At 64.4% G+C, this 21,697-nt stretch carries 20 protein-coding genes; 13 read left to right on the top strand and 7 right to left on the bottom strand.

Features of this window, described 5'->3' with window-relative positions; genetic code table 11:
* Positions 1-15: 15 nt before the first annotated feature.
* Positions 16-2,103: a 3-hydroxyacyl-CoA dehydrogenase NAD-binding domain-containing protein gene (locus AC1D02_RS11660; protein ID WP_477316903.1), complete on the top strand. Its 2,088-nt coding sequence runs from the start codon at positions 16-18 to the stop codon at positions 2,101-2,103.
* Positions 2,104-2,148: 45 nt separating this feature from the next.
* Here AC1D02_RS11660 and AC1D02_RS11655 read toward each other — a convergent pair whose 3' ends face one another.
* The 3 genes from AC1D02_RS11655 to AC1D02_RS11645 form a co-directional block, all read right to left on the bottom strand.
* Positions 2,149-2,493: a four-helix bundle copper-binding protein gene (locus tag AC1D02_RS11655; protein ID WP_477316901.1), complete on the bottom strand. Its 345-nt coding sequence runs from the start codon at positions 2,491-2,493 to the stop codon at positions 2,149-2,151.
* 147 nt (positions 2,494-2,640) lie between these two features.
* Positions 2,641-4,458 (bottom strand): M2 family metallopeptidase, encoded by a 1,818-nt coding sequence (locus tag AC1D02_RS11650; RefSeq protein WP_477316899.1) that lies wholly within the window; start codon positions 4,456-4,458, stop codon positions 2,641-2,643.
* A gap of 104 nt (positions 4,459-4,562) precedes the next feature.
* Positions 4,563-6,266 carry an MFS transporter gene (locus AC1D02_RS11645; RefSeq protein WP_477316897.1) on the bottom strand — a complete coding sequence of 568 codons (1,704 nt, stop codon included), beginning with the start codon at positions 6,264-6,266 and terminating at the stop codon, positions 4,563-4,565.
* Between the two features lie 201 nt (positions 6,267-6,467).
* Here AC1D02_RS11645 and AC1D02_RS11640 point away from each other — a divergent pair, with 201 nt between their 5' ends.
* The 5 genes from AC1D02_RS11640 to AC1D02_RS11620 are packed head-to-tail and all read left to right on the top strand — an operon-like array spanning position 6,468 to position 11,524.
* Positions 6,468-7,646, top strand: a complete 1,179-nt coding sequence (locus tag AC1D02_RS11640) for an acetyl-CoA C-acyltransferase (protein ID WP_477316895.1) — start codon at positions 6,468-6,470, stop codon at positions 7,644-7,646.
* A gap of 55 nt (positions 7,647-7,701) precedes the next feature.
* Positions 7,702-9,495 (top strand): acyl-CoA dehydrogenase, encoded by a 1,794-nt coding sequence (locus tag AC1D02_RS11635; RefSeq protein WP_477316893.1) that lies wholly within the window; start codon positions 7,702-7,704, stop codon positions 9,493-9,495.
* Positions 9,496-9,521: 26 nt separating this feature from the next.
* Positions 9,522-9,824, top strand: a complete 303-nt coding sequence (locus tag AC1D02_RS11630; RefSeq protein ID WP_477316891.1) for a Dabb family protein — start codon at positions 9,522-9,524, stop codon at positions 9,822-9,824.
* Between the two features lies 1 nt (position 9,825).
* Positions 9,826-10,608, top strand: a complete 783-nt coding sequence (locus tag AC1D02_RS11625) for an SDR family oxidoreductase (protein WP_477316889.1) — start codon at positions 9,826-9,828, stop codon at positions 10,606-10,608.
* A gap of 10 nt (positions 10,609-10,618) precedes the next feature.
* Positions 10,619-11,524, top strand: coding sequence for an SDR family oxidoreductase (locus AC1D02_RS11620; RefSeq protein ID WP_477316887.1), 906 nt, complete (start codon positions 10,619-10,621; stop codon positions 11,522-11,524).
* Between the two features lie 77 nt (positions 11,525-11,601).
* Here the strand turns inward: AC1D02_RS11620 and AC1D02_RS11615 are convergent, their stop codons facing one another.
* Genes AC1D02_RS11615 through ygfZ form a run of 3 tightly spaced genes read right to left on the bottom strand, consistent with a single transcriptional unit; the run spans position 11,602 to position 13,661 of the window.
* The gene (locus AC1D02_RS11615; RefSeq protein ID WP_477316885.1) at positions 11,602-12,336 is read right to left on the bottom strand and encodes an NRDE family protein; all 735 of its coding nucleotides are present in this window, start codon (positions 12,334-12,336) and stop codon (positions 11,602-11,604) included.
* Positions 12,327-12,602, bottom strand: coding sequence for a DUF4936 family protein (locus AC1D02_RS11610; protein ID WP_477316883.1), 276 nt, complete (start codon positions 12,600-12,602; stop codon positions 12,327-12,329). The genes AC1D02_RS11615 and AC1D02_RS11610 overlap by 10 nt, the downstream gene beginning before the upstream one ends.
* A 6-nt stretch (positions 12,603-12,608) precedes the next feature.
* On the bottom strand, positions 12,609-13,661 hold the full coding sequence (gene ygfZ, locus AC1D02_RS11605; RefSeq protein WP_477316882.1) for a CAF17-like 4Fe-4S cluster assembly/insertion protein YgfZ: 1,053 nt from the start codon (positions 13,659-13,661) through the stop codon (positions 12,609-12,611).
* A gap of 103 nt (positions 13,662-13,764) precedes the next feature.
* Between ygfZ and mltG the strand changes: the two genes are divergently transcribed.
* Together mltG and tmk are read left to right on the top strand one after the other, a co-directional pair.
* Positions 13,765-14,751, top strand: coding sequence for an endolytic transglycosylase MltG (gene mltG, locus AC1D02_RS11600; protein WP_477316880.1), 987 nt, complete (start codon positions 13,765-13,767; stop codon positions 14,749-14,751).
* A 7-nt stretch (positions 14,752-14,758) separates the two neighbouring features.
* Entirely contained in the window at positions 14,759-15,388 is a 630-nt protein-coding gene (tmk, locus tag AC1D02_RS11595) for a dTMP kinase (RefSeq protein WP_477316878.1), read from the top strand.
* Between the two features lie 48 nt (positions 15,389-15,436).
* On the opposite strand, the gene AC1D02_RS11590 is transcribed toward tmk, so the two are convergent.
* Positions 15,437-17,425, bottom strand: coding sequence for an MFS transporter (locus tag AC1D02_RS11590; RefSeq protein WP_477316876.1), 1,989 nt, complete (start codon positions 17,423-17,425; stop codon positions 15,437-15,439).
* A 217-nt stretch (positions 17,426-17,642) separates the two neighbouring features.
* Between AC1D02_RS11590 and AC1D02_RS11585 the strand changes: the two genes are divergently transcribed.
* From AC1D02_RS11585 to AC1D02_RS11565, 5 genes are all read left to right on the top strand, one after another.
* Positions 17,643-18,689, top strand: coding sequence for a DNA polymerase III subunit delta' (locus AC1D02_RS11585; RefSeq protein ID WP_477316874.1), 1,047 nt, complete (start codon positions 17,643-17,645; stop codon positions 18,687-18,689).
* A gap of 36 nt (positions 18,690-18,725) precedes the next feature.
* Positions 18,726-19,103, top strand: a complete 378-nt coding sequence (locus AC1D02_RS11580) for a PilZ domain-containing protein (protein WP_305511136.1) — start codon at positions 18,726-18,728, stop codon at positions 19,101-19,103.
* Between the two features lie 42 nt (positions 19,104-19,145).
* Positions 19,146-19,925, top strand: a complete 780-nt coding sequence (locus AC1D02_RS11575; protein ID WP_477316872.1) for a TatD family hydrolase — start codon at positions 19,146-19,148, stop codon at positions 19,923-19,925.
* Between the two features lie 7 nt (positions 19,926-19,932).
* Positions 19,933-20,607, top strand: coding sequence for an ankyrin repeat domain-containing protein (locus tag AC1D02_RS11570; protein WP_477316870.1), 675 nt, complete (start codon positions 19,933-19,935; stop codon positions 20,605-20,607).
* A gap of 110 nt (positions 20,608-20,717) precedes the next feature.
* On the top strand, positions 20,718-21,641 hold the full coding sequence (locus AC1D02_RS11565) for a class I SAM-dependent methyltransferase (RefSeq protein WP_477316868.1): 924 nt from the start codon (positions 20,718-20,720) through the stop codon (positions 21,639-21,641).
* Positions 21,642-21,697 lie beyond the last annotated feature (56 nt).

Below are 21,697 nucleotides of genomic sequence, written 5' to 3'. Positions count from 1 at the left end.
ACAAAAGGAATACAAATGAGCGCCGATTACGTGGTCAATGGCAGTGTCGCCGTCATCACATTGAACAATCCGCCGGTGAACGGGCTGGGTCTCGCGACTCGCACCGCGGCCGTCGAGGGCCTGCGCAAGGCGCAAGCCGACGACGCGGTCAAGGCGATCGTGATCACCGGCGCCGGCAAGGCCTTTTCCGGCGGCGCCGACATCAAGGAATTCAATTCGCCGAAGGCCCTGACCGAACCCACGCTGCACTCGCTGATCCGCGTGGTCGAAAATTCGGAGAAGCCGACCGTCGCGGCGATCCACACCATCTGCATGGGCGGCGGCCTGGAACTGGCCCTCGGCTGCAACTACCGCGTGGCGATGCCAGGCGCCCAGATCGCGCTGCCGGAAGTGAAGCTTGGCCTGCTGCCTGGCGCCGGCGGCACCCAGCGCCTGCCGCGCGTGGTCGGCCTGGAAAAGGCGGTCAACATGATCGTCTCGGGCACCTTCATCCCGTCCGAAAAGCTGGCCGACACGGCGCTGTTCGACGAGCTGTTCGCCAAGGATGCGAACCTGCTCGAATCGGCCATCGCCTTCGCAAACAAGGTGGCCGACGTGCGTCCGCTGCCGAAAGTGCGCGACCGCAAAGTCGATTATCCGAACCACGAAGCCTTCCTGCAGTTCACCCGCAATACGGTAAAGGCCATGTCGGGACCGTTCCCGGCGCCGATCGAATGCGTCGAGACGGTGGCGGCGTCGGTCACCCACAAATTCGAGGACGGCCTGAAGTTCGAGCGCGAACGCTTCCTGCACCTGGCGCAGACCCCGGAGTCGAAGGCGCTGCGCCACTCCTTCTTCGCCGAGCGTAACGCCAGCAAGGTGCCGGACGTGCCGGCCGATACGCCGGTGCGCGAGATCCGCCAGGCGGCGATCGTCGGCGCCGGCACCATGGGCGGCGGCATCGCGATGAACTTCGCGAACGCCGGCATCCCGGTGATCCTGCTCGAGACCAAACAGGAAGCGCTGGACAAGGGCCTGGCGACGATCCGCAAGAACTACGAGAACACCATGAAGAAGGGCAAGCTGACGCAGGAGAAGTTCGACCAGCGGGTCGGCCTGATCACCGGCACCCTGGCCTACCAGGACATCGCCCAGGCCGATATCGTGATCGAGGCCGTGTTCGAGGACATGGGCGTGAAGGAGTCGGTGTTCAAGCAGCTCGACGCGGTGATGAAGCCGGGCGCGATCCTGGCGTCGAACACCTCGACGCTGGACGTGGACAAGATCGCCGCCTTCACCAGCCGGCCGCAGGATGTCGTCGGCACCCACTTCTTCAGCCCGGCCAACGTGATGAAGCTGCTGGAGATCGTGCGCGGCAAAGAGACCGGCAAGGACGTGCTGGCGACCACGCTGGCGCTGTCGAAGAAACTGAAGAAGACCGGCGTGGTGTCGGGCGTGTGCGACGGCTTCATCGGCAACCGCATGGTCGAGCAGTACGTGCGCCAGGCCGGCTTCCTGCTGGAAGAAGGCTGCCTGCCGGAGCAGGTCGACAAGGCCGCCGAGAAGTTCGGCTTCGCGATGGGACCGTTCCGCATGGGCGACCTGGCCGGCAACGACATCGGCTGGTACATCCGCAAGCGCCGCTACGTGGAGCAGCCGGACATCGTGTACTCGAAGACCGCCGACCTGCTGTGCGAGATGGGCCGCTTCGGCCAGAAGACCGGCGCCGGCTGGTACGACTACAAGGCCGGCGACCGCAAGGCGTATCCGAGCCAGGAGGTCAACGACATGATCGTCAGGAATTCGGCCGACATCGGCGTCCCGCGCCGAAAGATCTCGGACGAAGAAATCGTCGAGCGGCTGGTGTATTCGCTGGTGAACGAAGGCGCGCGCATCCTGGAGGAGGGGATTGCATTGCGTGCGTCGGACATCGACATCGTGTACCTGACCGGGTATGGCTTCCCGGTGTTCCGCGGCGGACCGATGTTCTATGCCGATTCGGTGGGACTGTACAACGTGATGATGGCGATCGAGAAGTATGCCAAGGGGCGGCATGGCGATGCGTGGAAGCCGGCGCCGTTGCTGGTCAAGCTGGCCGCGGAAGGCAAGCGCTTCAACGACTGATCGTGCCGCGGGGTCAGGTCCGCCGGACCTGACCCCATCTTTACGCTAGCAGTGACGTTCCTTGGCGTGCTTCGTGCATTCCCACGCGCAGTGCTCGCATGCGCGCATGCAGATGGCGCAGTGTTCATGGATCGCGGCGTGCGGCTCGCAAGCCGCGACGCAGGCACGGCAAATATGCGCGCACACGGCGCAGAAATCGCCATGGTGTGGCGAGCCGCGCGCCAGCGCGTTCATTGTCGCAGTACAGATGTCCGCGCAATCGAGGCAAATCAGCGCGCAGAGTTCTGTGCCCGCTCGAAAGTCCGCCGCCGCGCATGTCTGGCACGCCGCAATCGCGGCCTCGCAAGCCGCAGCGCAATTTTCCTGGTTGTGTTTTTCACTGTCGATCATGATGAGCTCCTTGTTCAAGGCGTTAATCTTTGCTCAATCATATGCCTCTACGCAGAGGCTGCCTGGTTCGATACCCCTCGTTAATTGTCTAACACAAGCATAAAAAATGCCGCTATCGCTAGCGGCATTTTTCGTTCACTGAACCGTTCAGGGTTTGACGTCCTTGTCTGTCAGCGCCAGCTGCTTGTTCTGGACATCGAGCCAGGCCTTGAGCGGCGCGAAGTAGTCGATCAGCGCGCCGCCGTCGATCTTGTCTTCGCCGGTGATGGCCTTCAGCGCCTCCGGCCACGGCTTGCTCGCGCCCATTTCCAGCATCGCCTGGAACCTCGCGCCGGCTTTCTTGTTGCCGTAGATCGAGCAGCGGTTCAGCGGCTCGGTATTGCCGGCCTCGCGGCACAGCGCGCGGTGGAACTGGAACTGCAGCAGCGTGGCCAGGAAGTAGCGCGAGTACGAGGTGTCGCTGGCGACGTGGTACTTGGCGCCGGCATCGAAGCCGCCGTCGGCCATCGGCGCCGGGCGCGCCACGCCCTGGTACTTCTCGCGCAGCTCCCACCACGATTTGTCGTAGTCGGCCGGCTTGGTCGCGCCGGCGTAGACCTTCCAGCGCCACTGGTCGACCAGGAAGGCGAACGGCAGGAACGCGACCTTCGCCAGCGCGCGATGCATCATCGGGCCGAGATCCTGCGCCGGATCCGGCGCCGCGGTCATCAACGACACCTTCATCAGGTAATCCGGCGTGATCGACAGCGCCACGGTGTCGCCGATCGCCTCGTGGAAGCCTTCGTTGGCGCCATTCTTGAACAGGTATGGCTGGTTGCGGTAGGCCATCTGGTAGTAATTGTGGCCAAGCTCGTGGTGGATGGTGGCGAAGTCCTCGGCGGTCGGCGTGATGCACATCTTGATGCGTACGTCGAGCTGGTTGTCGAGGTCCCAGGCCGACGCGTGGCAGACCACGTCGCGGTCCCTCGGTTTGGTCAGCAGCGAACGCTCCCAGAACGTGGCCGGCAGCGGCTGCATGCCGAGCGAGGTGTAGAAGCGCTCGGCGTAGCGCGTCATGTCCTGCGCGCCGGTCTTGCGCTCGGCCAGCACCTTGCCCAGGTCATAGCTGCTGGTGGCGACCTGCGGCTTGAGAATCGGGTACAGGTTGTCCCACGACTGGCTCCACATGTTCCCGAACAGGTGGGCGGGAATCGGGCCGGTGGCCGGCACCAGCGTCGAGCCGTAGGTCTGGCGCAGCTTGAAGCGGGTGTAGGTGTACAGCGAGTCGTACAGGGGCTTGACCTGCTGCCACAGCCGCTCCATCTCGGCGGCGAACGCTTCCGGCGGCATGTCGTACTGCGAGCGCCACATCGCGCCGGTGTCCGCGAAGCCCATCTCGCGCGCGCCCTTGTTGGAGATCGCGACATAGTCTGCGTAGTTCTGCTTATATGCCGGCGACTGCGCGTGCCAGCCCAGCCACATCTCCTTCAGGCGCGCCGGATCGCGGCTCTCGGCCAGGACCTTCTCCATTTCACCCAGCGCCATGCAGGGGCCGGTGCTGCCGTCGGCCAGCTTGGGGCAGTACTTGGCCTTGCCGTAGGAGCCGGTCATGCCGGCGGCCAGGCGCGCGTAGGTCTCGCGGTCGGCGGCGTCGGACAGGGACAGCGTCAGCTGCAAGAGCTTGAGCTTGCGCGCGGTCGCTTCCGGCAGTTTCAGGCCGTTGAAGCGGCGCGCCTTGCGGGCCATTTCGCCGTTCACGGTCAGGAACTGCTCGTTGGCCTGCGCGGTGATGATTTCTGTGTCGCTGGTGATGAAGTTCTGCGCGACCCATTCGGCGCGCTGGGCGTTGATGTTCATCTTTTCCAGCCTGGCTTCGGCGTCGGCGACGAAGCGCTCGGCCTCGGCCACGGTCGGCTTGCTGGCAGCCATGGCGACTGGCGTGGCGAAGACGGCGCCGGCCACCAGCAGGGAAGGGAACTTGCGCAAGATGATCTCCGGGTAGTTGGTATTGTGGCGGCAATGATATACGAAGCGCAAAGAAAAATGCCGCTATCGCTAGCGGCATTTTTGGGGTGATGCGGCTGCTGCAATCAGTCTTCCGCGTAGATGTCGTTGTCCTTGGTCTCCTTGACGAACAGCGTGCCGATGACGACGGTGATCAGCGCGATGACGATCGGGTACCACAGGCCGTAGTAGATGTCGCCTTTCCATGCGACCAGCGCGAATGCGGTGGTCGGCAGGAAGCCGCCGAACCAGCCGTTACCGATGTGGTACGGCAGCGACATCGAGGTGTAGCGGATCCGGGTCGGGAACATCTCGACCAGCATCGCGGCGATCGGACCATACACCATCGTCACGTACAGCACCAGGATGAACAGCAGGCCGACAACCATCGGCTTGTTGATCTGCGCCGAATCGGCCTTGGCCGGGTAACCGGCCGCCTTGATCGCGCCGCCCAGTTCCGTCTTCAGCGCGGCCGCCTTGGTCTTGCTGCCGGCATCGAAGTCGAGGCCCGCGGCATCCATGTTTGCATTGAACGAGCTGAACTCCTTGTCGCCGACCTTGACCACGGCCACCGAGCCCGGAGCCGCGTCAACCTTGGTGTAGCTGACCGACGCGGCGGTCAGCATGCCGGTAGCGATATCGCACGACGACGGGAACTTCTTCGTTCCGGTTGCGTTGAACTGGAAGTGGCAGGTGGCCGGGTCGGCGACGACCGTCACCGGCGAATTCTTGATCGCCGCTTCCAGCGCCGGATTGGCGTAGTGGGTAATCGCGCCGAAGATCGGGAAGTAGGTCAGCGCCGCGATCAGGCAGCCGCCCAGGATGATGTACTTGCGGCCGATCCTGTCCGACAGGCTGCCGAAGAAGATGAAGAACGGAGTGGCCAGCGCCAGCGAAACGGCGATCATGATGTTGGCGAGGGGGCCGTCCACTTTCAGGGTCTGGGTCAGGAAGAACAGCGCGTAGAACTGGCCGGTGTACCACACCACCGCCTGGCCCATGGTCAGGCCAATCAGCGCCAGGAACACGATCTTGGCGTTGCGGCCGACCAGGAAGGACTCGGTCAACGGCGACTTCGACGTTTTGCCCTCGGCCTTCATTTTGGCGAATGCCGGCGACTCGTTCATCGACAGTCGAATCCAGACCGACACGGCCAGCAGCAGCACCGAAACCAGGAACGGCACGCGCCAGCCCCACTCGAGGAACGCCGGCTCGCCGATCGCGGTGCGGGTGCCGAGGATGACCAGCAGCGACAGGAACAGGCCCAGGGTCGCGGTGGTCTGGATCCAGGACGTGAAGAACCCGCGCTTGCCTTCGGGCGCGTGTTCCGCGACATAGGTTGCGGCGCCGCCGTACTCGCCGCCCAGCGCCAGGCCTTGCAGCACGCGCAGGGTCACAAGGATGATCGGCGCGGCGATGCCGATGGTGGCATAGCCAGGCAGCAGGCCGACCACGAAGGTCGACGCGCCCATGATCAGGATGGTGATCAGGAAGGTGTACTTCCGGCCGATCATGTCGCCAAGGCGGCCGAACACCAGCGCGCCGAACGGACGCACCAGGAAGCCGGCGGCGAAGGTCATCAGCGCGAAGATGAAGGAAGTGGTCTGGTCGCCCAGGAAGAACTGCTTGCCGATGATCGCGGCGAGCGAACCGTAAAGGTAGAAGTCGTACCATTCGAAAACGGTTCCAAGGGAGGACGCGAAAATGACCTTGCGCTCCTCCTTGGTGATGCCTGCGGACGCCGGTGCGGCGTTTTGTCCGCCCGCGGTCATGCCGGGTGTGATTGCCATGTTTGTCTCCGTGTGTAGTTTTAGTTTCATCGGAATAGCCGATACTTCGTCAGCTAGGCGCAGTGTGAACCGTTAAACTTACGACAGGCTTGCTTCAAACTTACGCGAAACTGACAGAAAATCGGCCGCAATATTTTTGCGAACGACCGTTCTATATTGTGCTATTCTCGTATCGAACACACCCCAACTCAGGAGACCTGTATGTCAGACGCCGTCATCGTATCGACCGCCCGCACCGCCTTGGCCAAATCGTGGAAGGGCGCGTTCAACATGACGCACGGCGCGACCTTGGGCGGGCACGTGCTGCAGGCGGCGATCCAGCGCGCCGGCATCGAATCCGGCGAGGTCGAGGACGTGCTGATCGGCTGCGCCAATCCGGAAGGCGCGACCGGCGCCAACATCGCGCGCCAGATCGCGCTGCGCGGCGGCTGCCCGGTCACCACGGCCGGCATGACGGTCAACCGTTTCTGCTCGTCGGGCCTGCAGACCATCGCGCTGGCGGCGCAGCGCATCATCGCCGGCGAAGGCGAGATCTATGCCGCCGGCGGTGTCGAATCGATCTCCTGCGTGCAGCAGGAGATGAACCGGCACATGCTGGCCGAGACCTGGCTGAAGGAGCACAAGCCGGAGATCTACTGGCCGATGCTGCAGACCGCCGAAACGGTGGCCAAACGCTACAACATCAGCCGCGAGCGGCAGGACGAATACGGCGTGCGCAGCCAGCAGCGCGCCGCGGCGGCGCAGGCGGCCGGGCTGTTCGACGCGGAGATCGTGCCGATGACGACCACCATGGGCGTGGCCGACAAGCCCAGCGGCATGCTGCTGACGCGCGAAGTGACCATATCGGCCGACGAAGGCATCCGCGCCGACACCACGCTCGAAGCGGTATCCAAGATCCGCAGCGCGGTGCCGGGCGGCGTGATCAGCGCCGGCAACGCCAGCCAGTTCTCCGACGGCGCCTCGGTGGCCATCGTGATGAGCGCGGAAGTCGCGCAGGCCAAGGGGCTGCAGCCGCTGGGGATCTTCCGCGGCTTCGCGGTGGCCGGCTGCGAGCCGGATGAAATGGGCATCGGACCGGTGTTCGCGGTGCCGAAGCTGCTGAAGAAGGCGGGGCTGACGGTTGCCGACATCGGGCTGTGGGAACTGAATGAGGCGTTCGCCGTGCAGGTGCTGTATTGCGCCGACACGCTGGGCATCCCGATGGACCGGCTGAACGTCAACGGCGGCGCGATCGCGGTGGGACACCCGTACGGCGTGTCGGGAGCGCGCCTGGTGGGGCATGCGCTGATCGAAGGCAAGCGGCGCGGCGTGAAGTACGTGGTCGTCACGATGTGCATCGGCGGCGGGCAGGGCGCTGCCGGCCTGTTCGAAGTCATCTGAAACATGGGGTCAGGTCCGCCGGACCTGACCCCGCCTTTGCCGCCGCCGCCCGACCATGCAATCAAAAATAGTATCCCGCCGCGATCTCGATTTTCTGCTGTTCGAGTGGCTCGATGCCGAGTCGCTGACGGCACGCCCGCGCTTCGCCGACCACAGCCGCGAGACCTTTGGCGCGGTGCTCGACACCGCCGAACAGATCGCCACCGACCTGTTCGCGCCCCATAACAAGAAAAGCGACGCCAACGAGCCGCACCTCGAAGGCGACGCCGTCGTCATCATCCCCGAAGTGAAAAAGGCGCTCGACGCCTTCGCCGCGGCGGGCCTGCTGGCCGCCGGCCAGGACTACGACATGGGCGGCATGCAGCTGCCATCGGTGGTCGAAAAGGCCGCGATCGCATGGTTCACCGCCGCCAACGTGTCCACGTCGGCCTATATCTTCCTGACGATGGCCAACGCCAACACGCTGCTCAAGACCGCGACGCCGGAACAGGTCGAGCAATTCGTCAAGCCGATGATGGCCGGCGAATTCTTCGGCACCATGTGCCTGTCCGAGCCGCAGGCGGGATCGAGCCTGTCCGACATCGTCACGCGCGCCGAGTCGGATGGCGAGGGCCAGTATCGGCTGACCGGCAACAAGATGTGGATCTCCGCCGGCGAGCATGACCTGGCCAGGAACATCGTCCACCTGGTGCTGGCCAAGATCCCCGGCCCGGACGGAAAGCTGATCCCCGGCGTCAAAGGCATTTCGCTGTTCATCGTGCCCAAATTCCTCCCCGACGGCGAGCGCAACGACGTGGTGCTCGCCGGCCTGAATCACAAGATGGGCAACCGCGGCACCACCAACTGCCTGCTCAATTTCGGCGAAGGCAAGTTCAAGCCGCAGGGCAGGGCGGGCGCGATCGGCTACCTGGTCGGCGAGCCGCACAAGGGCCTGGCCTGCATGTTCCACATGATGAACGAGGCGCGCATCGGCGTCGGCCTGGGGGCTGCGGCGCTCGGCGTGACGGGCTACCTGCATTCGCTCGACTACGCGCGCAGCCGGCCGCAGGGGCGCCATCCGGCGGAGAAGGATCCCGCCAAACCGCAGCTGCCGATCATCGAGCACACCGACGTGCGGCGCATGCTGCTGGCGCAGAAGGCCTACACCGAAGGCGCGCTCGCGCTGGTGCTGTATTGCGCGCGGCTGGTCGACGAGCAGCACAGCGCCGAGGCCGGGGAGGAGCGCCGCCGTGCCGGCCAGCTGCTCGATTTCCTGACGCCGATCGCCAAGTCCTGGCCATCGCAATGGTGCGTCGAGGCGAACAGCCTGGCGATCCAGGTGCACGGAGGCTACGGCTACACCCGCGAGTACAACGTCGAGCAGTTCTACCGCGACAACCGCCTCAACGCCATCCACGAAGGCACGCACGGCATTCACGGCCTGGACCTGCTGGGCCGCAAGGTGTCGATCCAGGACGGCGCGCTGTTCCGCGCGGTCGGCGCCGAAGTCGCAGCAACCATCGCCGCGGCGCGGGAACCATTCCCCGACTACGCAGCGCAGCTTGACCGCACCTGGCGGCGCATTGCGGAAGTGACGGCCGCGCTGTACGCTGCCGGCGACATGAACAAGACACTGGCCAATGCCAGCGTGTACCTGGAAGCGGTCGGCCATACCATCGTCGCGTGGATCTGGCTCGAGCAGGCGATGGCCGCGGCGCGGGCAACGGGCCTGGATCAGGATTTCTATAGCGGCAAGCTGCAAGCCTGCCGCTATTTCTTCAAGTGGGAATTGCCGAAGGTCGCGCCGCAGCTCGACCTGTTGGCCAGCATCGACACCACCACGCTGGACATGCGGGACGCGTGGTTCTGATTAAGTACAACAACAATGGAGCAGCAATGATCAAGCACATCGTCATGTGGAAACTGAAGGACTCGGCCGAGGGCGCCGACAAGGCCGCCAACGCCGCGACAATGAAGCAGAAGCTGGACGCCTGCGCGAACATCGTGCCGGGCATCCTGAAATTCGAAGTGGCGCTGGCGCAGCCGGGCCTGGAGGCGACCTACGACATCGTGCTGTACTCGGAGTTCGAGAACAAGGCGGCGCTCGACGCCTACGCCTCGCATCCGACCCACGAGGCGGTCAAGCCGTTCATCGGCGCGGTGCGCTCCGAGCGCCAGTGCATGGACTACGAGGCCTGATATGCGGACAACCCAGGAACTGTTTTCCCTCGCCGGCAAAACGGCGTTGGTCACCGGCGGCTCGCGCGGCCTCGGCCTGCAGATGGCCGAAGCGCTCGGCGAGCAGGGCGCGCGCGTGGTTCTGTCGGCGCGCAAGCAGGATGAACTCGACGAGGCGGTGGCGCACCTGACGGCGCGCGGCATCGATGCTTCCGCCATCGCAGCCGACCTGTCCGAGGACGCGCAGGTGCAGCCCTTCGTCGACGAAGCGATCAAGCGGCTCGGCCACATCGACATCCTGGTCAATAACGCCGGCGCAAGCTGGGGCGCGCCGGCCGAAGACTATCCGGTTGAGGCGTGGGACAAGGTGATGAACCTGAATATCCGCAGCATCTTCCTGGTCACGCAGGCGGTCGGCAAGGCGTCGATGATTCCGCGCCAATACGGCCGCATCATCAACATCTCGTCGATCGCCGGCCTGGCCGGCAACCCGCCGGGCACGATGAAGACGATCGCCTACAACACGTCCAAGGGCGCGGTGGTCAATTTCACCCGCACGCTGGCCGGCGAGTGGGGCCGCTACGGCATCACGGTCAATTCGATCGCGCCGGGCTTCTTCCCGTCCAAAATGACCAAGGGCGTGCTGGCGACTTTTGGCGAAGAGGTGCTGGCCAAGGACGCGCCGCTGGGCCGCATTGGCGACGACGAGGACCTGAAGGGAGCGACGATCCTGTTCGCGTCCGACGCCGGCAAGCACATCACCGGGCAAACGCTGGCGGTCGACGGCGGCGTGAGCGCAGTTTAAGGAGGCAGGCATGAAAGACTTCAAAGGCAAAGTGGCCGTCATCACCGGCGGCGCCAGCGGCCTTGGCCGCGAATTCGCCAATCGCGCCGCGGAGCTGGGCATGAGGATCGTGCTGGCGGACGTTCAGAAGGACGCGCTGGACAAGGCCGCGGCCGAACTGAAAAGTCAGGGCGCCGACGTGCTCGCCCTGACGTGCGACGTGCGCGACGAAGATGAGGTGCGCGCGCTGGTGGTCGCAACGATCCTTCACTTCAAAGCGGTCCATCTGCTACTCAATAACGCCGGAGTCGGATCGGGTGGGCTGATCTGGGAGAATTCGAAGGCGGACTGGGAATGGGTGCTCGGCGTGAATCTCTGGGGCGTGATCAACGGCATACGCATGTTCACTCCGCCGATGCTGAAACAGGCTGAACTCGATCCGGCTTACGAAGGGTATATCGTCAACACGGCGTCGATGGCGGGCCTGTTGAATGCGCCGGCGATGGGCGTCTACAACGTGTCCAAGCATGCGGTGGTGTCGCTGACGGAAACGCTGTATCACGACCTGCAGCTGGTGGACGCGCCGATCGGCGTGTCGGTGCTGTGCCCGTACTTCGTGCCGACCGGGATCAGCCAGTCGCATCGCAACCGGCCGGAGGACGTCAAGATGGAAGACGCGCCGACGGCCAGCCAGAAGGCGGCGCAGGCGATGACGCAAAAGGCGGTGGAGTCGGGGAAGGTGTCGGCGGCCGACGTGGCGAAGATGACGTTCGATGCGATCGCGGCGGGGCAGTTCTATATTTTCTCGCATCCGGGCGCGCTGGAAGGCGTGGCGACGCGAATGGAGGATATCGTCAAGGTGCGCAATCCGAGCGATCCGTACGCGGCGACGCCGCATGTGCGTGATGCGCTAAAGGCGAAGATGCAGGCAAAGTGATTCGAAGGCCGCGGCCTAAAACCTGGGGTCAGGTCCGGCGGACCTGACCCCGCCTTTGTCGACGCCGCGTGTATTTTCTACTGCAGCACGCGCTCGTGCAGTTCGGCCGGCGCATCGGCAAACACCTTCACCACCGTCGACGTGCGCGTCCCATACCCGGGGGTCTCGATGCAGACAGCCGACAGCACCCGCTCCAGTCCAATCTCGATGCCGGTATCGGGCAGCCGCATGTCCGGCGCCCGCGTGGTGTCGGCCAGCATCTCGAAGTAGGCGTCTTCCGGCGCGCCCTGGCACAGCAGGCTGGCGAATTGCGCCTTGGTCCTGACCACCTTCGGCCACGGCGAATCGAGCAGGCCGTTGGAGATGCCGTAGATGCCAGGCGCCAGCGCCTTGCCATTGCGTTCGTCGCCGTCTGCGCGGTTCGAGAACCAGTACAGCGACTCGCGGTCGCCCAGCACCAGGTTGAAGCCGTTGTAGTCGCCCGCCGTGTGGGCGATGCTGGCGATGTACTCCGGCGCCGACAGATTCCCAAGCAGGTAATCGGCCACCAGCGCGCCGCGCGTGGGCGCATCCGTGCGCCGGTCCAGCGGGCTGCGGATGTTGGTCAGCGCGGCGAACTTGCCGCCGGCCGATTCGTCCGTGATGCCCATCCAGCTGCCGCCGCCGCGCAAGTCGCGGCCCGCGTACACCTGCGGATGCTCGGGCCAGCGGCCGGCCGGCACCGCGGGCCGGTCATAGAATTCGTCGCGGTTGGCGGCGGCCACCAGCGGCGCGCCCGGCACCACCTGCCATGCAAAAACGATCAGGCACATAGTTCTAAATCCGTGAAAATTTCGGTATGGCGCGGTCCGGCGATCAGTTCGGCCAGGCCGGCGTCGCGCACCGCATCGGCCAGCGCGAGCTCGAAGCCGGCGCCGGTGGCAGGGTAGATTTCCATCCAGGTTTGCACGCCATCCCTGGCCTGCGGCCGGCGCTTGACCGCACCGGCGCCGAGGCGCTGCTGCATCGCGCGCACGCGCGGCGCAAGTGCCGCGGCATCGCTGTCGCGCACCTGGTAGTAGATGTACAGGTCGTTCATGCCGGATCAGACGTCGAGGGCGTCGAGCAGGTAGGGCATGGACTTGAGGATCAGCGGTTCGCCGCCGGCCGAGCCGAGGCGGATGTCGCCTTCGCCGAGCGCCGCGAGCTTCATCTCGACCAGCGCATCGACGCCGCCGGCGCCGTTCGGCGCGACGTTGACCAGCATGCCGCAGGGCTGGCCGGGATCGGCCGCGGCGAACACTTCGTCGCCCGCCTGGGCGCTGCCGACGTCGATCGATGCCAGCGCGGTGCGCCGCTTCAGCTTGCCAAGATACTGGCTGCGCGCGACAATTTCCTGGCCCGGGTAGCAGCCTTTCTTGAAGTTGACCCCACCCAGCAGCTCGAAGTTGACCATTTGCGGGACGAATTGTTCCTGCGTTTTGGCGGTGATCTGCGGAATGCCGGCGTGGATCGCCGACAGTTGCCACGCCTGGTTGCCGCCCAGCGCCAGCGAGGCGCGCAGCGCCGGCAGCACCGCGGTCGCGGTGTCCGGCGTCATCAGCCATTCATAGCGCGGCAGTTCGAACGCGTCGGCGACGCGGATGACGGTGCCGAGCGCATGGTCGACCTTGCCGTACGGCGCGGCCGGCAGCACGTCGACGTGCTGGCGCAGCGCCGCTTCGGCCGCGGCGCCGCCCAGGCCGAGCGTGACCAGGCCGGCGCCGGCGTCGGCCAGCTTGGCCTTGGCGCGCAGCACGAACATCGACAGGCGCTTTTGCAGCGGCGGCTGGATTTCGCGCGGCAACTGCAGGAACACGGATTCGGCGTTGCGCCACATGAGGAAGGTGGCCTGCAGGCGCCCCTTCGGCGAGCAATACCCGGCCAGCCGCGCTTCGCCGATGCCGAGATGCTCGACGTCGTTGGTCAGCTGGTTGTGCAGGAAACTGGCCGCATCGTCGCCGCTGACCGAAATCACGCCGAGGTCGCTGATCACGGCCACGAAACCGCCGGCCAGGTCGGCCGCGTTCAGTGCGCGGCCAAAATCGGCCGCTTGCAGGGTATCATCCGGGCTGTAACGCGCGCCTTGGGACGCGAGATAGGCATTCCAGTTATCCATAAATTCCTTAAATACTTTCTGTCTAAAGCATTATCATTACGGGTTCATTATAAAGATGTCGAGAAATTCCCGCCGGACTCCCCGAAAAACCAAAAGAACAAGCATGGGCTTCATTAAAAAAACTTTCATCACCGGCATCATCGTTACGGTCGCGGCCGCCGGCGCCTTCACCTGGTGGTCGAAGCAGCCGATCACCACAGGGGAGTCGGTGATTCCGTTCACGGTGCTGCCAGGCAGCGGCGTCGGCGTGGCGTCCCAGCAGATCGCGGCGGCCGGCGTGCCGGTCAACCCCTTCCTGTTCTCGCTGCTGGCGCGGGTGACGCAAAAGGCCTCGCGCATCAAGGCCGGCAGTTACGAGCTGAAGCCGAACACCACGCCGCGGCGCCTGGTCGACCAACTGGTTCGCGGCGAGTTCGCCCAGGAGTCGCTGACCATCATCGAGGGCTGGACTTTCAAGCAGATGCGCGCGGCGATCGCCGCCAACAAGGGCCTCAAGCACGAGACCGCCGAGCTGTCGGACCATGAGCTGATGGCGAAGATCGACCCGGAATTCAAGGCGCCCGAAGGCCTGTTCTTCCCGGACACCTATCTGTTCGCCAAGGGTTCGCCCGACATGCATATCTATAAGCAGGCGCATTCGGCGATGCTGGCGCGCCTGAACACCGCGTGGGAAAAGCGCGATCCGAGCTTGCCATACGCGTCGCCGTACCAGGCGCTGGTGATGGCGTCGATCGTCGAGAAAGAAACAGGCCAGAAGTCCGAGCGCACGATGATCGCCGGCGTGTTCGTCAACCGCCTCAAGATGGGCATGCTGCTGCAGACCGATCCGACCGTCATCTACGGCATGGGCGAGAAGTACGAGGGCAAGATCCGCAAGAAGGACCTGGAAACCGACACCCCTTACAATACCTATACGCGCGCCGGCCTGCCGCCGACGCCGATCGCCTTGCCGGGCGTGCAGTCGCTCGACGCGGCGCTGGGACCGGCCAAGACCGACGCGCTGTATTTCGTCTCGCGCGGCGACGGCACCAGCAAGTTTTCCGGCAACCTGAGCGACCACAACAAAGCAGTCAATCAATTTCAACGATAAGCGTTTCATGACCCACGACAGCACCGCAGCACCCGGCAAGTTCATCAGTTTCGAAGGCATCGACGGCGCCGGAAAATCGACCCACATCGCCTTCGTGGCCGACTTCCTGAAGTCGCGCGGCAAGGCCGTGGTGTCGTCGCGCGAGCCGGGCGGCACCTCCGTCGGCGAAAAGCTGCGCGACATGCTGCTGCACGAGAAGATGCACCTGGAAACCGAAGCCTTGCTGATGTTCGCCAGCCGCCGCGAGCACATGGCGCAGGTCATCGAGCCGGCCCTGGCGCGCGGCGAGTGGGTGATTTCGGACCGCTTCACCGACGCCAGCTTCGCCTACCAGGGCGGCGGCCGCGGCCTGGACCGCGCCAAGATGGAGGCGCTGGAGCAATGGGTGCATCCGCACCTGCAGCCGGCGCTGACCTTCCTGTTCGACGTGCCGCTGGACGTCGCGCGCGCGCGCCTCGACGCCACCCGCACCCTCGACAAGTTCGAGCAGGAGCAGGCCGATTTCTTTGCCGCCTGCCGCAACGAGTACCTGCGCCGCGCCGCCCAGTTCCCGGAGCGCATCGTGGTCGTCGATTCGACCAAATCGATCGAGGAAACCCGCGCGACGCTCATCGCGATTCTGGAAACGCTGCTGTAAGCCGGGCGCATTCAATAGCGGGGCGTGATTTTGCCCCTGGTACGATCTTCATACCTTCGCACCGGCAGGCCGGCGGCTTCCCGCAGCCGACTTCTTCTGCTGCGCGAACTCATCCGGCCCAATTCCCATCAGCGGACGCGGCTTCGCGTCCTGGCCACGGCCCCAGCATCGCAGCACCTGGACGAACACCGCCTCGCGGACGTACCGGTGCCAGATGAAGGTCAGGTCGAACAACAGGATGCCCAGCCACCACAGGTAGATGAATATCAGGCTCGCCAGGACAACCGGCCAGACGGGAGGAGGGTGTTCCACGCCGGTCAATCGGCCGATGATGATGGCGCCCACCGCGAATACGCCGGCGCCGATCAGTGTCCGGCGGCTCCACTTCGGCCGGCGCGGCACCATCCATCCGGCAAGGAGCACCACCGCGAAGCTGGCGCCGATCAGCAAGGCGCGGACCTGGGCGTCGGCGTCGAGGCCGGACAGCATCGGCAGCACGGGCAGCTTTCCCCCGAGGAAATTGGCCACGTCATCCGGCAGTATCCAGATCAGGCCGGCGCCCACCAGGAAAGCGGCCAGGGACGCCAGCTCCCATCGCACGCCGCGCAGTTTGACCAGCCGAGGGATGCGGGTCGCCACGGTGATGCTCATCAACACGCCACCGAGCGCGATCATGGCCAGCACGGTCTTGGGGCCGAACAGCGAGGGAAAGCCCGGCCCCGGATCGGTCAGTGCCCAGTATAGCAAGAACACGGCGGCCAGGTGCAGCAGGAACGTCACCGAGTAGAGTGCCGTCTTGGACGCATACTGGACCAACAGGGAACTGGCGGGCGGAACCGCGGCCCTGGCGGAACGGAGCATCACGTCATCGATGAAATGACCGAAGACTTCGCCGTCATCCCAATAGTCGTTGTGGGCCTTCCCCGGCAGCCAGTAGCGGCTGAAGCCAAAATCATGGTCCGCCGTTTTGAATTCGAACGCGTCACAGCCCCGGTCTTGCAGAAGCCGGACCGCCGATTCCAGCCTGAAGCCGATCGGATCGCCGTAATCGAAATAGTTGCGCCACTCGATTTTGCTTGGGAGCTTGACTATCGCGGCGCCGCCGCCCTTCGGCGCGATGGTCACCGCACCGGCCTGGTCGACATTGCTCTTGTACGAAAATCCTTCCCACAATTTCGGCCACAAGGCGATGTGCTTGTCGATGGGCGACCCGATCGTCATGAAGCCGCGCACGAAGCTAATCCACGATCCGTTCACCACCGTGCCGGGATCGTCGGGGTCGGCAATGGGCTGGCCGGCCAGCGCCTGCAGCAGCCCCAGGAAGCTGATAACGGACCCTTCGCTGTGCGCTACCAGGTAAATTTCGGGCGCCTTGCCGGGGTAGGTTTCCTGATATGTGGCGACGACCGCCGCCAAGGCGCTATGGAACTTGAACAGGATCTTGTTCCGGTAATACGCGAAATCGGTCACGACCTGCACATCGCCGACGTAATCGCGCAGCAGCTCGCCAAGTTCAAATTTGAACAGGCCGGCCTTGTTGGCCAGGAAAAGAAGGTTTTCGAGGACGCTGACCGTTTCCGTGATTTCCTCGACGACGCCGATGCCCAGAGCGAAGTCCTGGCGCGTCAGTTGCGGGTCGGGCACCCTGGCTTGCCGATAAACGGCCTCGGCGCGGCTGACCACGGTGCGGGCCCAGGCCTTGGTTTCTTCAAGCGTGTCATTGGAGCTGACCACCTTCCTGGGGATGTCGGCCCAATACACTTCCGCAAAGCCGATTTTGGCCAGCGGGTCCGATGGTTTGGCGTCGAGCCGGCTCCAGCGGATATTGCTGCCTTCCGCATTATTGAAGTACCCAAGTGGCATCACCGGCAGCGGCGGCTCGCTGCGTGCGCCAAAGCGGCGCGCGACCGAGCGGATTGTGCTGCTGCGTATCTGGCTGCCCACCCCGTGGATAGCAACGATAATCTTCTCCATCCGGATGCCGCCGCCGGACGCTTTCAGCGCGGCGGGCGCTTCGATCGTGGTCGCGTCGTCCATCACTGATTCTCCTTTCGTGGTGCCACAAGCCATTGTGCTGCCACCATTTTCGTTCTTGTTCGAAGGACTAATCCCCTGGGCGTGGCTGGATCCCGGCATTGCGCAAGGTTGGACTGCGCGCGCCGGGATAAATTCGGCCCCGGCGATTTATTTATATGTCCCGTTCGTTTGCCGCGGCACGATACAATGCGTGCGTCTTCAAGCGACCGATTAATTGATGAATAATCCGATCTACCCGTGGCAAACCGGCGCCTGGCAGCAGTTGCAGGAGCTGCGCGCCCGCATGCCGCATGCGATCCTGTTCTACGGCGAAGCCGGCACCGGCAAGGCCGATTTCATCGAAGCCTTCGCCCAGTCGCTGCTGTGCGAAAACGTCCAGGCCGACGGCTTCGCCTGCGGCGCCTGCGTGTCCTGTGGCTGGTTTTCGCAGCACAATCATCCCGACTACCGCCGCGTGCGCCCGGAAGCGCTGGAAGACGAGCCGCCGGCCGAAGGCGAGGAGGGCGCCGACGCCGACGCCGGCAAGAAGGCCAAGTCGACCAAGGCGCCGTCGAAGGAAATCAAGATCGAGCAAATCCGCCAGCTGGCTGATTTCATGAACATTTCCACCCACCGCCAGGGCTTGCGCGTGGTGGTGCTGTATCCGGCCGAGGCGCTCAACACGCCCGCTTCGAACGCGCTGCTGAAGACGCTGGAAGAACCGCCGCCGGGCACCGTGTTCCTGCTGTCGTCGAACAGCCTGGACCGGCTGCTGCCGACCATCCTGTCGCGCTGCCGCAAGTTCGCGCTGCCGATGCCGGACCAGGCCGCCGCACTCGGCTGGCTCAAGGAGCAGGGGCTGGCCGACGCCGACAGCTGGCTGCGCGAGCAGGGTGGCGCGCCGCTGGCCGCGCTGGCCCAGTCGGAAGCGGGTAACCGGGAGGAAATGGACATCCTGCTGCAAATGCTGGCGCGCCCGAATGTGGAAAGCGCCCTGCGCACGGCCGAAAAATTGAGCAAGACCCCGCTCGCCGCGCTGGTGTCGTGGCAGCAGCGGTGGCTGTACGACGTGTTTTCGTACAAGCTGTCCGGCAGCATCCGCTATTACCCCCGCTACAAAAGGGAACTTGCAGCTTTGGCCGAGTCCGTGCACACTGCTAAATTGTTGCTGGCAATCAAGAATACCAACGACCGGCGGGCGACGGCGGACCATCCGCTGTCGCCAAAACTGTTTGTCGAAGCGATGCTGCTTGATTACACTGGATGTTGCGCCCCTGCGCCCTGAGCGGGGCCCCTACGCGGTTCGCATGAAAGGATAGGAATGACTGGCAACCCAACCGACCCGAGCGCACCGAGCATTCCTCGGCCATCGGTGCTGTCGCTTGCCATCAAGGAAAAGGCGGCGCTGTACGCCGCGTATATGCCGTTCCTCAAGAACGGCGGCATGTTCGTGCCCACCGCCAAGCCGTACAAGATCGGCGACGAGATCTACCTGATCCTGGCCCTGATGGACGACCCGAACAAGTACCCGATCGCCGGCAAGGTCGCCTGGATCACGCCGCCGGCCGCCAACAACAACAAGGCGCAGGGCATCGGCGTGCATTTCCCCGACGACGAAACCGGCCAGCGCGCTAAGCTGCGCATCGAAGAAATCCTCGGCGCCGCGCTGCGGTCGGCGCGTGCCACCCACACCCTCTGATCCGGGCAAGCGCGTCGCCCGGCATCCGGCTACAATCGCGGGATGTTTATCGACTCCCACTGCCACATCAATTTCCCCGAGCTGGCCGCTCGCATGCCGGAGCTGCTGGCCAAGATGGATGAGAACAAGGTCACCCACGCCTTGTGCGTCTCGGTCGACCTGCCGGATTTCCCCAGCGTTCTTGCCCTGGCCGAGCAGTACCACCACATTTACGCCTCGGTCGGCGTGCATCCCGATTACGAGGACACGCCGGAACCATCGGTCGAAATGCTGGTCAAACTGGCGGACCACCCGAAAATCATCGCGATCGGCGAGACCGGCCTCGATTATTATCGCCTCGAGGGCGACCTCGAGTGGCAACGCGAGCGCTTCCGGACTCACATCAAAGCATCAAGAATCACCCGTAAGCCCTTGATTATTCACACAAGAGCGGCAAGCGAAGACACGATCCGCATCATGCAGGAAGAGGGCGCCGGCACCGACAAGGGCGGCGTCGCCGGCGTGATGCACTGCTTCACCGAGTCGCTGGAAGTCGCGCAGGCGGCGCTGGCGATGGGCTTCTACATTTCGTTTTCCGGCATCGTGACCTTCAAGAGCGCGAAGGACTTGCAGGCGGTGGCGCGCGAGGTGCCGCTCGAGCGCATGCTGATCGAGACCGATTCGCCCTACCTGGCGCCGGTGCCGTTCCGCGGCCGCATGAACGAGCCGGGCTACGTGCGCCATGTGGCCGAATACATCGCCACGCTCAAGGACGTGCCGCTGGAGCAGGTCGCGAAGCAGACGACCGACAATTTCTTCAATCTTTTCAACGTGGTACGGTGACAAGCTCATGTCGATACTGATCCGCCGCTTGCGCCATTTCCTGTGTATCGTATTGCTGGGCTGTATCGGATCGGCCGCCGCGGCATCGGCTGACCGGTCCGACGACGTCACCAGCTTTTTCCGCGCGGTGCAGATGGACGACGCCACCACGGTCAAGCGGATGATCGCCGCCCGCACCCTCGGGCCCAACGCGATCGATCCGCGCAGCGGCGAGCCGGCGCTGATCCTGGCGCTGCGCGAAGGCTCGAACCGGGTGATCGACGCCTTGCTGGCCGAACCGGCGATCGACCTCGAACTCAACGCCCCCAACACCAACACGGCGCTGATGATGGCCGCGTTCAAGCACAACAAGCCGGCCGTGGTCGCCATGCTGGTCAAGGGCGCGGTCGTCAACCGGCCGGGCTGGACCGCGCTGCATTACGCGGCGGCCAGCGGCGACGACGAGATCGCCCAACTCCTGCTGCGGCATGGCGCAAAAATCGACGCGGAGGCGCCGGCGAAGTTCACGCCGCTGATGATCGCCGCCCGCGAAGGCCAGGAATCGACGGTCCGGCTGCTGCTGGAAGAGGGCGCCGACGCCACCCGCAAGAACAGCGAAGCGCTGACGGCGGCGCAGATCGCGCTGCGCGCCGACAAGCCGCGCATCGCCGCCGACATCGAGTCCCACCTGGCGAAGCGCTGATCCAAACGCCGAACTGGCGGGGAAAAGCAACTGACCTTGCCGCATGGTACTTCCTTCCGATTGCCGATAATGACTATGTCGAACCGATAACAGGCGTCAAAAGGAAAACCATGTTGAACGAACGCGAAATCGAAAGCTGCTACCTGGGGCAATTCATCCCCGTCCATTACCATCACAACATGCTGATGGACCAGAACCGGATGCACGGTTTCAAGTCGGCGATCAATTACGCGGTCAAGCCGGGCGCCAAGGTCCTCGAGCTAGGCGGCGGCACCGGCGTGCTGTCGTGGTTCGCCGCGGCCAAGGCCGACAAAGTGTATTGCGTCGAGTTCAACCCGGACATGGTCAAGGAAGCGCGCAAGTTCATGGCGATGAATCCGAACGGCCACAAGGTCGAGGTGATCCATGCCGACGCCTTCGAGTACCTGCCGCCGGAGCCGGTCGATGTCGTCATCTGCGAGATGATCCATGTCGGCATGTTGCGCGAAAAGCAGGTCGAAGTGATGGAATCGTTCAAGCGCCGCTACCTGGCGCGCTTCGGCGGCCCGCTGCCGATCTTCATGCCGGAAGCGGTCATCATGGCGGTCCAGCCGCTGCAGCTGGAATATGATTTCGAAGGCTTCTACGCGCCGATCGTGCAGTTCCAGGAAACCGCCGTCATCTATCCGGGCACGGTCGAGCTGTCGGCGCCGGCGGTGTACAGCGTCATGGACTTCAGCCAGCCGACCGATTCGCTGATCGCGTTCGAAGGCCAGTTCCTGGTCGAGAAAGCCGGCACGCTGAATGCGCTGCGCTTCATCACCAAGAACATCCTGGCGGTGGTGCCGGAGGAATCAGGCACGATCGACTGGCTCAACCATTACATGGCGATGCCGCTGGCAACGCCGGTCGCGGTGCTGGCGGGCGACGTGCTGCAGGTGAGCTTCCATTACCGCGCCGGCGGCTCTCTGCCTTCGCTCGAGGCGACCATGCGCGCCGAAGTGGTCACGCAGGCGGTCGCGCAAGCGGCGCCGCGCACCGCCGAATTTGCCTGACTTTTCTGCATGTGACGGTCCGGCCTGCGCGGCCCGACCGTTTTTCCCGACACCGG

This window comes from Massilia sp. P1_C10 (assembly GCF_056406475.1).
This window is presented reverse-complemented; position numbering and strand designations above follow the sequence as displayed.